The sequence below is a fragment of the Salinigranum salinum genome, assembly GCF_009176545.1.
Lineage (GTDB): Archaea > Halobacteriota > Halobacteria > Halobacteriales > Haloferacaceae > Salinigranum > Salinigranum salinum.
This window is the reverse complement of record NZ_VTOJ01000001.1, coordinates 567166-581209: the sequence shown is the minus strand read 5'-3', so window position 1 is coordinate 581209 and position 14044 is coordinate 567166. Positions and strand designations below refer to the sequence as shown.

General features: G+C 68.2%; 12 protein-coding genes, 1 tRNA gene and 1 pseudogene. 6 read left to right on the top strand and 8 right to left on the bottom strand.

Annotated features, from left to right (window positions below; genetic code table 11):
* The first annotated feature begins 506 nt into the window (after window positions 1-506).
* Both FZP69_RS02735 and FZP69_RS02730 read left to right on the top strand, forming a co-directional pair.
* A complete protein-coding gene (locus FZP69_RS02735) occupies window positions 507-3653 on the top strand; it encodes a CARDB domain-containing protein (protein WP_152039847.1) in 3147 nt (1048 codons plus the stop codon).
* Window positions 3654-3872: 219 nt separating this feature from the next.
* Window positions 3873-3956, top strand: a tRNA-Ser gene (locus FZP69_RS02730).
* Window positions 3957-4203: 247 nt separating this feature from the next.
* Here FZP69_RS02730 and FZP69_RS02725 read toward each other — a convergent pair.
* From FZP69_RS02725 to FZP69_RS02700, 7 genes and pseudogenes are all read right to left on the bottom strand, one after another.
* Window positions 4204-4542, bottom strand: a complete 339-nt coding sequence (locus FZP69_RS02725; protein ID WP_204959891.1) for a hypothetical protein — start codon at window positions 4540-4542, stop codon at window positions 4204-4206.
* 83 nt (window positions 4543-4625) lie between these two features.
* A complete protein-coding gene (locus tag FZP69_RS02720) occupies window positions 4626-5075 on the bottom strand; it encodes a hypothetical protein (RefSeq protein WP_152039846.1) in 450 nt (149 codons plus the stop codon).
* Between the two features lie 123 nt (window positions 5076-5198).
* Entirely contained in the window at window positions 5199-5846 is a 648-nt protein-coding gene (locus tag FZP69_RS02715; RefSeq protein WP_152039845.1) for a hypothetical protein, read from the bottom strand.
* Window positions 5847-5910: 64 nt separating this feature from the next.
* A complete protein-coding gene (locus FZP69_RS02710) occupies window positions 5911-6645 on the bottom strand; it encodes an Nmad3 family putative nucleotide modification protein (RefSeq protein ID WP_152039844.1) in 735 nt (244 codons plus the stop codon).
* Complete coding sequence (locus tag FZP69_RS02705) at window positions 6642-6941, bottom strand: DUF7577 domain-containing protein (RefSeq protein ID WP_394350154.1); 300 nt, start codon at window positions 6939-6941, stop codon at window positions 6642-6644. Before FZP69_RS02705 ends, FZP69_RS02710 begins: the two co-directional genes overlap by 4 nt.
* A gap of 6 nt (window positions 6942-6947) precedes the next feature.
* Window positions 6948-7034 (bottom strand): annotated as a pseudogene (locus tag FZP69_RS23500) (DUF7577 domain-containing protein); the annotation flags it as partial.
* Between the two features lie 222 nt (window positions 7035-7256).
* Window positions 7257-8165 (bottom strand): acyltransferase, encoded by a 909-nt coding sequence (locus FZP69_RS02700; RefSeq protein WP_152039842.1) that lies wholly within the window; start codon window positions 8163-8165, stop codon window positions 7257-7259.
* Window positions 8166-8289: 124 nt separating this feature from the next.
* Here FZP69_RS02700 and FZP69_RS02695 point away from each other — a divergent pair, with 124 nt between their 5' ends.
* Window positions 8290-9603: a glycoside hydrolase family 68 protein gene (locus FZP69_RS02695; RefSeq protein WP_152039841.1), complete on the top strand. Its 1314-nt coding sequence runs from the start codon at window positions 8290-8292 to the stop codon at window positions 9601-9603.
* Between the two features lie 19 nt (window positions 9604-9622).
* Here FZP69_RS02695 and FZP69_RS02690 read toward each other — a convergent pair whose 3' ends face one another.
* Entirely contained in the window at window positions 9623-11896 is a 2274-nt protein-coding gene (locus tag FZP69_RS02690; protein ID WP_152039840.1) for a GH32 C-terminal domain-containing protein, read from the bottom strand.
* Between the two features lie 183 nt (window positions 11897-12079).
* Here FZP69_RS02690 and FZP69_RS02685 point away from each other — a divergent pair, with 183 nt between their 5' ends.
* The 3 genes from FZP69_RS02685 (at window position 12080) to FZP69_RS02675 (ending at window position 14042) form a co-directional block, all read left to right on the top strand.
* Window positions 12080-12505, top strand: coding sequence for a hypothetical protein (locus FZP69_RS02685; RefSeq protein ID WP_152039839.1), 426 nt, complete (start codon window positions 12080-12082; stop codon window positions 12503-12505).
* A gap of 146 nt (window positions 12506-12651) precedes the next feature.
* The gene (locus tag FZP69_RS02680) at window positions 12652-12903 is read left to right on the top strand and encodes a hypothetical protein (RefSeq protein ID WP_152039838.1); all 252 of its coding nucleotides are present in this window, start codon (window positions 12652-12654) and stop codon (window positions 12901-12903) included.
* A gap of 86 nt (window positions 12904-12989) precedes the next feature.
* Window positions 12990-14042, top strand: a complete 1053-nt coding sequence (locus FZP69_RS02675) for an aldo/keto reductase (protein WP_152039837.1) — start codon at window positions 12990-12992, stop codon at window positions 14040-14042.
* The last annotated feature ends 2 nt before the right edge of the window (window positions 14043-14044 follow it).

The following is a 14044-nucleotide window of genomic DNA, read 5'->3' as shown; positions in this document are numbered from 1 at the left end:
GTCGTGGACCCGGCTGTTGCGACCCGCTCGACGGACGGCTCGCCGCCGTCACCGACACCAGAGCGTCTCGAGCGGTGCCGGAGGGTTCTCGGACGGGATCGACCCATCGCATCGCTCGTGCGGTGTCTCGGGGCCGGGTTGGATGCGTTCGCGAACGACGAGCCAGTATCCGCCGTTCCCCGCGAAGGCGGTCCGTCCGGAGGGTGGATCGAGTGGGTGGTGTGGGCACAACGGATCGTGACACGAGCGGCCGGACGGTGGTACAGAGCGAGGGACGTCTGCCCGACCGGCGTCTGGGGGCAGATCGCGGGAGCGACTAGCGCAGCGCTCGGAACCAGCCGGATCGACAGTCTGTATGTTCGAAATCAGCTATTCGATGGAATGACAGTCTTTAAACCCGCGATCGTAAATGTAATAAAATATTGTTATATTTATTATCTGTGACGTCGTACTCCCACGGGAGGCGCCTACCCTCGTCGGTGGGATGACCTAACCGGTGGAAGACAATGAGTTTCAGAGAATTCAGAGCGGGGGGAGACGACGATCGAAGGGAGAGCATCCGAGACCTCGTCTCGATGCCCGGTTCGTACGACGACCTGTTCGAGCGATACCACGATCGGCCGTTCCTGCGAGGGGCGCCACGGATCACCGGCTACGACCCCGATGAGGGCGAACCGGGAACCGAAGTGCGTATTACGGGGTACAACTTCGAGAAGGCGAGCGTGGGGTTCGGACCGTACGCCGCCGAGGTCGTCGATCGGAGCCGAAACCAGCTGACAGTGAGAGTGCCGAAGGACGCCCGCCCGTGGAACCCGTTCCCGGTGCTCGGGAGAGGACCGTTCCTGCGGGACGTGTTCGCGGGGGACGGTGGAGCCGAACTGGAACGACCCGAGGCGCCGGAGTATCTGCGCAGGGAGCTCCGCGAGCGCCGTCTGTTCGGTCAGCGCCGACTCGACATCGTCGTCACGAACCGGGTAGGCCAGGACGTCGTCAAAGAGGCGTTCAAGATCGTGCAGCCAACCCCACCGGTCGACACGAGCTACCGGTTCTCCGCCCCGGAGAACCAGGTCATCACGCCCAGTGGGACCGACCAGCCGTATCTCGTCCTGCCGGTGCTCCCGAGCGACCAGTCGCTGCCGACGGGGTTGACGGCGGAGGACGTGATCGCCGACCTCACGACGAAACTCGCGGGACCGGGCAAGTGTGCCGGCGAGTTCTGGCGCGAGGCGTCGTACGGCAAGACCTCGTTCCAGTTCGACGTCTACGACCAGGTCATCGGCCTCGACAAGGACTGGTTCGACTACTACCACGAGGCCGAACCCATGCGCATCGACGGCTCGGGGGCCACGTACCCGGTGATGTTCACCGGTGGCGAGACGCTCGATCTCTCCGGCGGCGGGCTCACGGTCGCAGTGAGCTTCCCCGCCGGGAGTCAGACACTCTCGGAAGTGATCACGGCGATCAACGACGCGACAGAGGCGGCAGCGACCGCCGACGGCACCGAGATCCCATTCGTCGCGCGGGAGGACAGCGGGGAGTTGCGGCTAGAGACGACCACCGACGGCGCCAGCGCCACGCTGTCGGTCGACGGCGGATCGGCCGTCACCCTCCTCGGCCTCGACGCGGCGATCGTCACGGCAGGTGTCGACGCGCTGAACGAAAGACACGCGATGAGCGTCGAGGCGCTCGAGAAGCGCGTCGAGAGCCTGAGCGACGGTGAGGCGAACGCGCTGCTCAGTGGCTACGAGGGGTACATCGTCTGTCACGCAGTCGAGGACGGGCTCTCGTACCTCCGGGCGTACGCCTCGTTCAGTGGCCGGACGTTCAACGTCCGTGGGAATTCGTACAAGTACGGCTTCGTCCACATCACCAGCGGCTACCCGTGGGAAGTGTTCGCGCACGAACTCGGCCACAACCTCGGCTTCCCGGATCTCTACGACGAGCCGGGTGATCCGGAGTGGGTCGGTCAGGAGATGGAGCTGTGGGACATCATGGACACGGGGTGGAACGACTCCCACCCGAGCGCCTGGATCAAATCACACCGGAGTCACAGCCCGGGGAGCACCGAACCGGGGTACGACCAGCCGTGGATGGACCCGAGCGACGTCGCCGTGATGAACGCACCGGCGGCGGGAGCCACGCGCAACGAGCGGTACCTGGTCCTGCCGAGCAGTACCGAGATGCCCGCGATCAACCCGTTCGCGGCGAGCCACCCGGGAGTCCCGCTGGTCCACGCGGTTCGACTCCACCTCCAGGAGAACCACGACCTCTACGTCGAGGCTCGCGAACGCCCGTTCACCAGTCCAACGTTCGAGGATACGGAGTACGACGCCGCCATCCCTGAAGAGGGGGTCATCGTCTCGGACGCGGTGAACGATATGACTGGCCTCCCCATCTACCGGTCACACTCGACCCTGTTGACACCGTACACGGACCCCCTGGACGTCATGGGCGAGTTGCTCACCGAACCGCTGACCGCGACCAACTCGATCACCGTCGAGTGCGTGGAGGTGATCGGCACCGACCCGTCGGTCTACCTCGTCGAGGTGACCTGGGGAGAGGGCGAGTACTACGACCTCCGCATCGATACCTGGTCACCCCCGCCGTGGGAGTCGGACGACATCTGGGTCGACACGGAGGTCGACAACGAATGGGACGAGTACGCTCACACGGACGCGTCGGCGAACCCCGACGTCGCCGGCAGCCCTGTCGCCAACGGCGACCGCTCCCGCGTGGGCTGGCCGAGCCGGGTGTACGCCCGCGTCTGGAACGACGGCACCGAGGAGGCGACCGACGTCGAGGTGCGGTTCGGCGTCGTCCTTCCAGCCGGGACCGGAACGGCGAACAACATCGGAACCGACGTCATCCCCTCGATCGCGCCGGGAGACTTCGAGCTCGCGATGGTCGAGTGGACGCCCCGGAACGCCAACGAGGGACACGTCTGTATCAAGGTCGACGTCCTCCACCAGGCCGACGAACTCAACGCGAGCAACAACTCCGCGCAGGAGAACGTCACCGACTGGTATCTCGAGAGCGGGAGCCCCTACGAACCCGTCGAGTTCGAACTGCAGGTGCAGAACCCGCTACCGCGGCGCGAACACTTCCGTATCGAGGTCGACGGCGTCGAACAGGGTTACCACGTCGATATCGATCCCGTCGAGTTCTGGCTCGAACCCGGAGAGGTCGCGAATCCGACCGCCCGCCTCAGCGCGGAAGACTGGGTGCTGCTCGACGAAGCGAGGCGCCAGGAGGAGATGGGCGTGCCGGTCGTGTCGATCCGGTTCGACGCGCTCTACGGCTGCATGTACACCCCGATCGGTGGTGTCTCGTCGAGGATCCACACCGTCAAGCGCGCCGACTTCGACGCCGACGTCGAGCGGATGGAGGACGACGAGATTACCGTGTACGTCGAGACCACGGCAGACCAGAACCCGATCAGAGGGGCGAACGTAACGGTCCGTGTCACGGCCGCGGACGACGAGACGGTCGTCGGCATCGTGCGCGGTCGGACGGACAACCGGGGACGGGCAGCGATCCCCTTCCGGCTGCCGGGAGATTTCGACCCGGAGGACGAGTACGAGGCCGAGGTCGTGCTGTCACCGACGCTCAGTAGCGGTCCGGCGGACACCACGGTACCGTTCAGGTTCACCTGAACTGAACGTCACAGCTCGCACTCGTCTCTCGTCAGACGGCTCGACGCCAGCGCGTCGCCGTTCTGTCCCCACTCACCGCGGAGACCGAGCACCCGCGTCGACCGAGAGTCCGAGCACCCGCGTCGACCGAGAGTCCGAGCACCCGCCAGCGACCGGGCGGTCGTGCCTGACCGTCGGGACCGGAACGGATTTCAGTCGGCTGGTCCTCGTGAGAACCAAGGTGGGATGGCGGAGTGGACTAACGCGCCTGCCTTGAAAGCAGGTGGCCCTACGGCCTCCTGGGTTCAAATCCCAGTCCCACCGTGTTCTGAAGCGAGTACTGAACCGCGCAGTCTCGTCTGCGCGGTTCCAGCGAGCGACTGTCGCCAGGAACGACTGGCGATGTGAGCCCTGTCAGTCGCAGCGCCCGAGCGAAGCGGGGCGACCGTCTGGCTCCGGTTCAAATCCCAGTCCCACCGCGTTCTGTGAGCGAGCTGCGTGCGCGGAGCGCCGTCTCCGCGCACCCGTGAGCGACTGCCGCCGGAGACGACGACGAAGGACCGCCGACGGCTCAGGGGTCGGCGGCGTCGCGGGTCCGATCGACGATCGACTCGGCCAGGTCGAGTGCCTCGGAGACCCGCGCCGCGGCCTCGTCGTTGTCGAGGTCGTCGGCGTTGGTGAGGAGGCGATGAACGTGCCCAACGCGCTCGCGGACGACGGAGCGATCGGCGTCGCCGCGGGCGAGGTCCTCGGCGACGGCGTGGGCCTCGCCGAGCCAGACGCTCGCCGACGGCGAGACCGGAAGCTCCTCGGTCGCACGCAACGCCGACGCGAGCGCGGCCAGGAGGTCGTCCAGTCGCTCGTCGGTCGGCTCGCCACCGTCACCTCGGGGTCGTCGGTCGCGTCTCATGCGAGGATGGAGGGCGGACACGAGCAGGAATCTGTCGGTCGGTAGTGAGGAGGACGGAGGGCGTCGGCGGGGAGTCGGTCGCCTCAGTCGGTGGACTGGTCGGTCGCGGTCCGGCACTGTCGGGGCGACTGTTCGTACCAGACGCCGATCGAGCCCTGTTCGTCGACCCTGGCCTCGACGCCGTAGCAGTCGCCCTCGCGGCTCGCGAGGTCGAACACCTTCCACGTCGTCCCGTCGTCGAGGCGGACGCGAACGACGAACTCGGCTTCGGCGTCGGCCCAGGTCCGATCCAGCGGCTGGGTCGTGATCTGCCCGTCCCGCGCGGCGAGGTCGTGCGACGACCAGTGGACGAGTTCCCCGTCGCGCTCGACGAGGACGTGGACGGTGTGCGGTTCGGCGTGCCAGTTCGCGACCCGGACGTACGCGAGACGCGAGGTGGACGACCCGGCGGCCGAGCCACACCCCGCGAGCGCGCTCAGCCCGAGCGTTCCGACGCCCGCGAGCAGGCGGCGGCGGCTCACTCGCTCTGTCATACGTACACCTCTACGTCGTTCCGAGATAAGTCTACGTCAGACAAATTCACCTCCTCTGATACGTATCGCGGAGACGGAGAGATCGGACACCGGGAGAGAGCAGTCGACGAGCGTGACCGGCGGCTACTCGGTCGTGTACCCCTCGGCGGCGAGCGTCGCCTCGACGGCGTCGAACAGTCGCCGGCGGGGTTCCGCATCGAGTGCCCCCACGACGACGTCCTCCTCCCAGAGCGTCAGCGTCTCGTCGTCTCCGTCCGTGACGTACCGGTATCGCAGGCCGTACTTCCGGCCGTTGTTCCCGTAGGCGACGACCGTCACGTACGGGCGGCCACGGTAGACCGTCCCGTCGGTGGTGTCGGGATCGTACGCGTCCCAGTCCCCGACGGCGTGGACCGCCACCCGTGCGAAGTCCGAGAGGTTCGTCGCGTAGTTGCCGACGACGAGACCGCGTTCGACGCGCTCGCGGTCGAACTCGCGTCGGTCGCCGGTCTTGATGGCCTCGCCGACGATCCGGTCGGGGGTGATCTCCGTCACCGTCCACTCGGTGATTCGAGGCGAGGAGACGTCGGAGTCGGCGTCCTTGAGTCGGTCGCCGACGCTGACGCCGTAGTAGACGGGCTGACCGGCGCGCCACTCGACGTACAGTCGATCCGGGTGTCGGTGGACGAGTGCCTCGCGGCCCTGGATGGTCTCTCGTCCGATGCTGAACTCGTCGTCCGGGGACGACCGTCGGTCGTCGTCCCGCGACGCGTCGCTCGTCGTTGGTGCCATACGAACGGAACGCTTCCTGGACAGTTAAGTGCTCGCCAGATCAGAGAGAACATCCCGTTTTTCGTCACGTTCCGGTCGAACGGTGGTGGTCGCGGAGGTGGTCGCGGAGCCGGGCGGTGGCGTCGGCGTCGAACCACAGGCGGCGGCGCCACCACGGCCCCCGACCGGAATCGTTCGAGAGGTCGGTCACGAGTTCGTTCGCCGTCGTCCCGCCGTCGGGCGTCGAGAGGGGGACCGCACGGTCGTACAGCCGTGAGCGGTCGTCGCCCGCGACGAGCACCTTCGCGTCGAACGGGTCACGACGCACGTGTGCGTTGGTCGCGAACCGACGCCGGTCGGCCGCGGGGAGCGACTCGTACTCCTCGCCCGTCACCGCGCGTTCGACCCGGAACTCGCCGATGAGGTACGCACCCCAGTCCGGGACGACCCACTCGGCCGCACTGTCCGAATCGCCGTAGAGGTCCAGCGTCGCGTAGAACAGGAGGAAGTCCCCGGGTTCCAGCCGCGACAGAGGGCCGGCCTTCACCGCGTGTTCGTCGCCGTAGGTGTACGTCGTGCAGAACGGGTAGCCGGCGAACGACGGGTCGAGGTGGATCGGGCGGTCGAAGAGCCGTTCGGGGAGGTCGATCGACAGGCGTGCGTCGAGCTCGCCGTACGTCGGGACCGTCTCGGTCGTGGGCCGTCGCTCCGGGATCGGGACGTACTCGAAGCGACCGTCGGGGAAGATCGGGCCGCGAACGCCGGGGAGGTTCGTGTTCGCGCCGACGTTGATCGCGATGGCCCGCGGCGCCCGGCTCACAGTTCGCGCGTGCAGTTCCAGCAGCGCGAGAACGTCGCGTCGAGTTCGTTCTCGGCACCACAGTGCGGACAGCGCCGGGCGTTCGTCGGATCGGTCCCGCCCACCTGGTCGGGGACGTGCACGTCGTCACGCGCCCACGAGTACCGACGCCGCGAGTGGGCTCGGCCTCGTTCCCCGTCGGCGTCACTGGCTCCCGAGGGGCCGTTCGAGCCGGAGGAGTTCGAGGATCCCGAACCGTTGGGCACGGACGCGTCGCGCTCGCCGTCGCCGAAGGGGGTGCCGACGCGTCGCGTCAGCGACCCCCCGTTGTTCAGGAGGTAGCGGTAGACGAGCAGTTGCAGGAGCGTCAGCCCGACCGCGTACACCACGATCCATCCCCAGACGTCCATCACCGTGAGATATGGTGTCAACACACTTGATTCTTCGGACGGAGGGGCGCGTAGCGCACCACCCAACCGCGAGAACGGCCGAGAGCGGACGGAGAGAACACGGACTCGTCGACGAAACGGGCAGTCGCCTGTCTCGATCGACGGGCGAGAGACGTGGGGACGTCCACCGGGGGCGAGAATCGACACGCCGAATCCGCACGCTGGCGCGGGTCACCAGGTCGACTACGTGGACGAAGAGGACGGGCCGAGGTCCCGCTCGAACTCGTCGAAGACGTCGAGGTCGTCGGGGAGGTCGTAGTCGATGAGCCGCTCTGCCTTGCGGTTCTCGCCGCCGGCGTCGAGGGGTTCGGCGACCTCCTCCCAGCCGGGTTTGATCTTCACGCTCTTGGCGGGGGAGCCGACCGCGATGTGGTGGTCGGGGACGTCGCCGCGGACGATGGCCTTCGCGCCGACGATGGCGTTCTTGCCCACGCGGGCGCCCGCAGTGACCATCGAGTCGTACGTGACGCGAGCGTCGTCGTCGATGATGGTGTGGTAGTTGTCGACCGCGGTCTGGTCGACGACGTCGTGGTCGTGGCTGTACACGTGCGCACTGTCGGAGATGGAGACGCGGTCGCCGATCGTGAGGCGGCCGCGGTCGTCGAGGTGGACGTCGTCGTGGACGACAGTGTTGTCGCCGATCGAGATGTTGTGGCCGTAAGTGAACGTGATCCCCTTGAAGAAGCGGCAGTTCTCGCCCACCTCGTCGAAGAGGTGTTCTGCGAGCATCGCTCTGAAACGGAGGGCGAAGGCGACGTTGTCGGCCATCGGCGTCGCGTCGAACTGCCGCCAGAGCCACTGGAGGTACTTCGATCGCTTGAACACGGCCTCGTCCTTCTCGGCGTAGTACTCCGATTCGAGCGTCGCGTTGCACGGATCGTACCCCTGCAGGCGAACACGTTCCGCCGCCGAGATCGACTCCCCGGACTGCCACCGATCGTACGCCTCCCGGTCGCCGAACAGGTCGACGAGGACGTCTTCGACCACCTCGCACGTCTCCTCGTCCGACGAGAGCCGTTCGTCCACCTCACTGATGAAAGACCGGACTCCGTCCTCTGCGATCGGGGGCAGAGACACGTGACGCTTTGTCATCGATCACTGTTGGCCGGCGGCGCTCATAGGGATTTGGATGTGCGAGCCGCCAGTCAGAGCGTGTCTCGTCGCCGCGGCCGTCCGGAGCAGGGGGTATTTTTGTCGGCGTCGTCCACACCAGCGCATGAGCGAACGCCCGTCTCTCGACACGACCGCGTGGACGCGAGAACACGCCCACGGGATCGAACGGACCGACGACAACACGGCGCCGATCATCTACCCGCCCGCCGAGAAGACCGACCCCGACAACCATATCTGGGACACCTGGCTGCTCCGCACGCCCGGCGGGGAGATCGCCGAGGTCAACGGCTACCGCGTCATCGTCGCGCTGTCGGCCCCGAACGACCTCCTCCCCGGGAAACGACACGACGTCGCCACGCACCGTTTTTACTACTCGACCGACGGGAGACAGTGGACGCCCGGCGGTCGCGTCTTCGGCGACACCGACCCGCTCGGCTCGCGACAGTGGGCCGGGTCGGCTATCTACGATCCCTCGACGGGGGCAGTGTCGCTGTACTACACCGCCGCCGGCAGCCGCGGCGAGGACGAACTCTCGTACACCCAGCGCCTCGCGGTCGCCCACGGCGGGTCGCTCGTCGTCGACGAAGACGACGGCGTCAGCTTCGAGGGGCCGTGGACGCACGACACCCTCGCCCGTCCCGACGGCGAGTGGTACGAACGCGAGGAGCAATCGAGAGGGATGATCTACACGTTCCGCGACCCGTGGTACTTCGAGGACCCCGAGACGGGCGAGGCGTACGTCCTGTTTGAGGGCAACACCCCGGTCCCCGAGGGGTCCGAGGCGTGCGATGGCGACCCGGTCCAGCAGGAGTTCAACGGCTCCGTCGGGATCGCCCGGGCCGCGCACGACGAGCCGACAGCGTGCGAGCTCCTGCCGCCACTGATCGACGGCGTCTGCGTCAACCAGGAACTCGAACGGCCGCACGTCGTCTACCGCGACGGCACGTACTACCTGTTTATCGCCAGTCACAAGCACACGTTCGCGCCGGGCCTCGACGGCTACGACGCCCTGTACGGGTTCGCTGCCGACGCCCTGTTCGGCGAGTACGAGCCGCTCAACGGCTCGGGGCTCGTCCTCACCAACCCCGCCAACGCCCCGTTCCAGGCGTACTCGTGGCTGGCGTACGGCCACCGCGACGAGATCCTCGTCACCTCCTTCTTCAACTACTACGACTACGACCGACCCAGCCTCGACGACGTGGGCCTGTTCCCCGAACCCGAGCAGTTCCGGCGCTTCGGCGGGACGCTCGCACCCACGGTCCGCCTGGGCGTCGACGGGCACGAGACGTGGATCCGCGGGACGCTCGACCACGGCCACCTCCCGACGAGAGACGAGGAGCTGCCCGAGACGATCGACGAACGGATCGGCCGGCTCCGCGGCGGTCACGACCGCGACCGTGGCGGCTACGGCCACTGAGTCGCCGGGCAGTCAGCAGTCAGAACGCCCCGTCCAGTTCCCACGCATCGACGTCGACCGTCGCCGGACCGTCGCGGGCGACGAGCGCGACGCCGTCGGCGTCCGGTCGGGTCGGGTAGACGCGTGAGGTCAGACAGCGTGACTCGTTCGCGAACAGTTCGACCACGGAGCCGTCGACGAAGACCCGGAGCGACAGTTCGCGCCTCCCCGACTCGGCGGCGGCCGTCGTCCCTCGTTCGAGTGGCTCGTCCGGTGACCCACCGTCGGCGACGGACGGCTGTTCGTCGACGGCTTCGTCGGTCCGCGTCACGCGGCCGAGCGGCATGCGCTGGTCGCGCTCTTCGTCCTCGTGGCCGTGGCCGCTCCGCGAGCGGTCGACGACGATCTCCCCCTCGGCTTCGTCCGCACCGGGAATCCACCGGACGACGGTCCGTTCGGTCCGCGCCGGCGACTCGAACAGCACGAGTTCGACCGTCGCACCCGCCTCGACCCGGAGCGTCAGATCGAGTTCGTAGGCGTTGCCCGACAGCGGCAGCGACGTCCGCTCGTCGGCCGCGAGGGCGACTGTCTCGCTCTCGCCGTCGCCCCGGAGTGCCGCGAGTTCGGGCGCCGGGCGCTGGCGGAGGCGTCCCTCGTCGCCTAGGTCGACGACCCGAGGGAGGGTGAGCAACCCCGACCAGCCGGCGTGCCACTGCGCCTCGACGCCGCGGGCCTCGGGCACCCACGCCCACACGAGGTTCCGCCCGTCGGCGTCGCGCATCGTCTGCGGCGCGTAGAAGTCGCCGTAATCCAGCAGGGCGTGTTCCTCGACGAGGAAGCCCGGGCTCGTGAGGTCGGCCTCGCCGAGGAAGTACGGCACCTCCGAGTAGTTCGAGACGTGCAGGAGCTGTTTCTCGCCGAAGTCGAGCAGTTCGGGGCACTCCCACACCGGACCAGCACCCTCCCAGTCGCCCGTGAGCAGGGGACCGACGTACTCCCACTCGTCGAGGCGGTCGCCTCGATAGAGGAGGGCGGTGCCGCCGACGTCGGTCACGCCGGAGCCGATGAGGTGGTACCACGTCCCCTCTTCGCGCCAGACGCAGTGGTCGCGGAACTCCGCGTCCCAGTGGTCGGTGCCGAGGATCGAGAGGTCGGTCGGCGCGGCCTCGATGACGGGGTTGTCGTCGTGTTTCCGCCACGCCCGGAGGTCGTCCGTCGCCGCCGTCGCGAGACAGGGCAACTGGTCGCGTCCCCGCCCGCCCGTGTAGAGGAGGGTCGGCGTCCCGTCGTCGTCGACGGCACACCCCGACCAGCAGCCGTCCCGGTCGGGCCCGTCGGCGTCGGGCGTCAGTGCGACCGGTTCGTCCGTCCAGTGGACGAGGTCGTCGCTCGTCGCGTGGCCCCAGTGGATCGTCCCGTGGTTCGGGCCGCCGGGGTTGTACTGGTAGAAGAGGTGGTACGTGCCGTCGTGGTGGATGAGCCCGTTTGGATCGTTCAGCCAGTTCGCCGGTGGGCAGAAGTGGTATCGGGGACGGTGGTGGTCGTCGGCGAACGTCGCCCGGAGGCGCTCGAACCCCGCCGCCGTCGTGGGACGGTCGGTGAACGCGGGGAGCCGGTTCCCCCCGAGCGCGACGAGGAGGTTGCCGACCAGCCGTTCCTGGTTCGCCGCACACTCGTAGTCGCGGGCGTGAGCGAACGAGAGACCGACGCCCGCGCCGACCACGGAGCCGGCGCCGACCTGCCACTCGACGAGCGGTTTCTGCCCGACGAGGTAGTCGTCGCCGCGGAGCCCCGCCGCGAGGACCGTCCCGCGTTCGGGGAGGACGCGCTCGTACCGGGCGAACGCCGTGTCGGCGTCCGCGGCGCGGGTGTAGACGCGGAGGTCGCCGGCGGCGGCTCCGAACGTCTCGAACGCGGGGTGGTCGCGGTGGACCGCCTTGGCGAGGTAGCCCACCTGTGCCGGCGCGGTCTCGTGGCCGGTCGCGTCGGGGGGAACGGGATCGATTCCCAACGCGGAGACGGCCGAGAGCGCGTGGAGCGTCAACAGGAGCCCACCGCCATCGTCGAGGTAGGTGCCGATCGGGTCGGCACAGGTGGCGAGCGTCGATCCGTCGTCGGCGTCCCAGTCGAGCGGGCGGTCGCGGTGCCACCACAGGACGTCGTAGTCGGCGAGCGTGACCTCGGCGGCGGCGACCGCCGCGAGGTCGACGTGGTCGACTCCGCCCACGGCTGCGAGCGAGTCGTACGCCGCCACCTGCTCCGGCGTCGGCTCCCCGAGTGAGAGAGTCGCGATCCGGAGTCCGTGCAGATCCATGGCGTCGTCTCCGTGGAGGGGACGCAAAAACGCTCCTCTCGACGCGGGCGTCCGTCGGAGACGCGAACGGGAGGTGGATGCGGGACTGGACCGCAACGCGTTGGCCCCTCGCATCGTCGGGGGTCGGGAGGCCACCGACGATCCACCAGTTACAACCCGACACCGGGACACGGCTCGAGTGAGATGGCTCTCACTCGTCGATCGATCCTCGCGCTCGGGGGGAGCGTCGGCCTGTCGACGCTCGCCGGCTGTGCGAACCTGCCGTTCGTCGGGCCGCGACTCACGCTGACGCTGTTGAACTTCGACGCCGCCCCACACCGGCTGGACCTCGAACTCCTCCGGGCGGGAGGAAGCGAACGGAGCGAGTCGGTCGTGTTACACGAGGAATACCAGCTTCCCCCGCCCGACGACGGTGCGGCCTCGGCGGTGCGGCGGGTCGACGCGGTGGAGAGTCGGAAGCTCGTCGTCCGGGCACACCTGAACGACGACCGGTCGGTCCGGGCGGACTACCTGTTCTACCCGGACTGTGCCGGCGAGGGACCGGGCGACGAACTCCTCGTCGAGATCCGCAGAGAGGGCGCGGACGAAGAGCCGTACATCGCGTTCTAGCAGACCGGCTGCGGCTCCGACTTGTGGTGGCACTGAGTCGCGGCTGTCGCAGTTCCCCGTCGGGGGTCGGTGACGGCACTCACCGTTCCGTTCGCTTTCGGCCACTGCTGGTCGGTATTTTTGCCCCTCGACCACGTCCGATCGGTATGGTCGGCTCCCGCGCGCTCACCGCGCTGGTCGGACTGGTCGCCAGCCTCCTCCTCAGCGTCGCCCTCTGGTGGGTGTTCGACACGCTCGCGTTCTTCCTGTTCGTCCCGTTCGTCCCGTTCCTGTTCCGGAGGGCGGGTCGTGACGCACGCGACGAAGCGGTCGACCTCGGGACCTGCCCGGTCTGCGGGTTCGAGACGACCGACGAGGCGTACGACTACTGTCCGCGCGACGGGACGAGACTCGAGTGAGGACCGCGACTCGAGTGAGCTATCGACCGTCCCACGTGCCGGGAGACAGCGGACGGTATAAGTCGCCGGAACCCCCAGACCGAGACATGAACTACCGCGAACTCGGTGACTCCGGGGTCGAGGTCTCCGAAGTCGGCTTCGGCGCGTGGGTCGTCGGCACCGACTGGTGGGGCGACCGCACGGAGGAACAGGCGATCGATCTGGTCCACCACGCGCTCGACTGCGGCATCACGTACGTCGACACCGGCGACGTCTACGGCCACGGCGAGAGCGAGAAACTCGTCGGGCGGGCGCTCGAGGGGCGACGCGACGAGGTGACGCTCGCGACGAAGATCGGCTACGACTTCTACAACAACCCCCAGGCGGGTCACGGCGAACTCCCGAAGAAGGTGACGCCGGAGTGGATCCGCACGGCGGTCGACCGCTCGCTCGACCGGCTCGGGACGGAGTACGTCGACTTCCTCCAGCTGCACAACGCGAACGTCGACGAGGTCACCCCGGACGTGATGGAGACGCTCGAGGAGCTCCGTGAGGAGGGGAAAGTGGAGGCGCTCGGCTGGGCGCTCGGCCCCTCCATCGGCTGGCTCGCCGAGGGCGACCGCGCGGTCGAACTCGACTTCGACGCGATCCAGACGGTGTTCAACGTGTTCGAGCAGACACCGGGCCGGCACTTCGTCGAGACCATCCGCGAACACGACGCCGACACTTCCATCGTCGCCCGGGTCCCACACTCCTCGGGACTCCTGAACGAGCAGGTGACGCCCGACACGGAGCTGGGGAAGGGTGACCACCGTGCCCACCGGCCAACGGAGTGGTACGAGACCGGCTGGGAGAAGCTCGAATCGCTGCGGTTCCTCGAGCGGGACGGCGACCGGACGATGGCGCAGGCGTCGATCCAGTGGCTCCTCGCCCACGACGAGGTCGCCGCCGTGACGCCCACGTTCCGCACCGAGGACGACGTGACCGAGTGGGCGCGGGCACCGGAGACACCGCCGCTCTCGGACGAGGAGTTCGAGCGCGTCGAAGCGCTGTACCGGGAGAACTTCGGCGTCGACCGATTCGACGGGATGGACTCCCTGCGATCGTCGGTCGGCGGTGCCGACCTCGAAGGGGTCGACAAGCAGGCGGCGGGTGACTGACC

Coding starts and splice junctions, on each gene's coding strand:
- FZP69_RS02735 (WP_152039847.1), top strand. CDS start 507: ATGAGTTTCAGAGAATTCAGAGCGGGGGGAGACGACGATCGAAGGGAG.
- FZP69_RS02715 (WP_152039845.1), bottom strand. CDS start 5,846: ATGGCACCAACGACGAGCGACGCGTCGCGGGACGACGACCGACGGTCG.
- FZP69_RS02680 (WP_152039838.1), top strand. CDS start 12,652: ATGGTCGGCTCCCGCGCGCTCACCGCGCTGGTCGGACTGGTCGCCAGC.
- FZP69_RS02690 (WP_152039840.1), bottom strand. CDS start 11,896: ATGGATCTGCACGGACTCCGGATCGCGACTCTCTCACTCGGGGAGCCG.
- FZP69_RS02695 (WP_152039841.1), top strand. CDS start 8,290: ATGAGCGAACGCCCGTCTCTCGACACGACCGCGTGGACGCGAGAACAC.
- FZP69_RS02700 (WP_152039842.1), bottom strand. CDS start 8,165: ATGACAAAGCGTCACGTGTCTCTGCCCCCGATCGCAGAGGACGGAGTC.
- FZP69_RS02675 (WP_152039837.1), top strand. CDS start 12,990: ATGAACTACCGCGAACTCGGTGACTCCGGGGTCGAGGTCTCCGAAGTC.
- FZP69_RS02685 (WP_152039839.1), top strand. CDS start 12,080: ATGGCTCTCACTCGTCGATCGATCCTCGCGCTCGGGGGGAGCGTCGGC.
- FZP69_RS02725 (WP_204959891.1), bottom strand. CDS start 4,542: ATGAGACGCGACCGACGACCCCGAGGTGACGGTGGCGAGCCGACCGAC.
- FZP69_RS02720 (WP_152039846.1), bottom strand. CDS start 5,075: ATGACAGAGCGAGTGAGCCGCCGCCGCCTGCTCGCGGGCGTCGGAACG.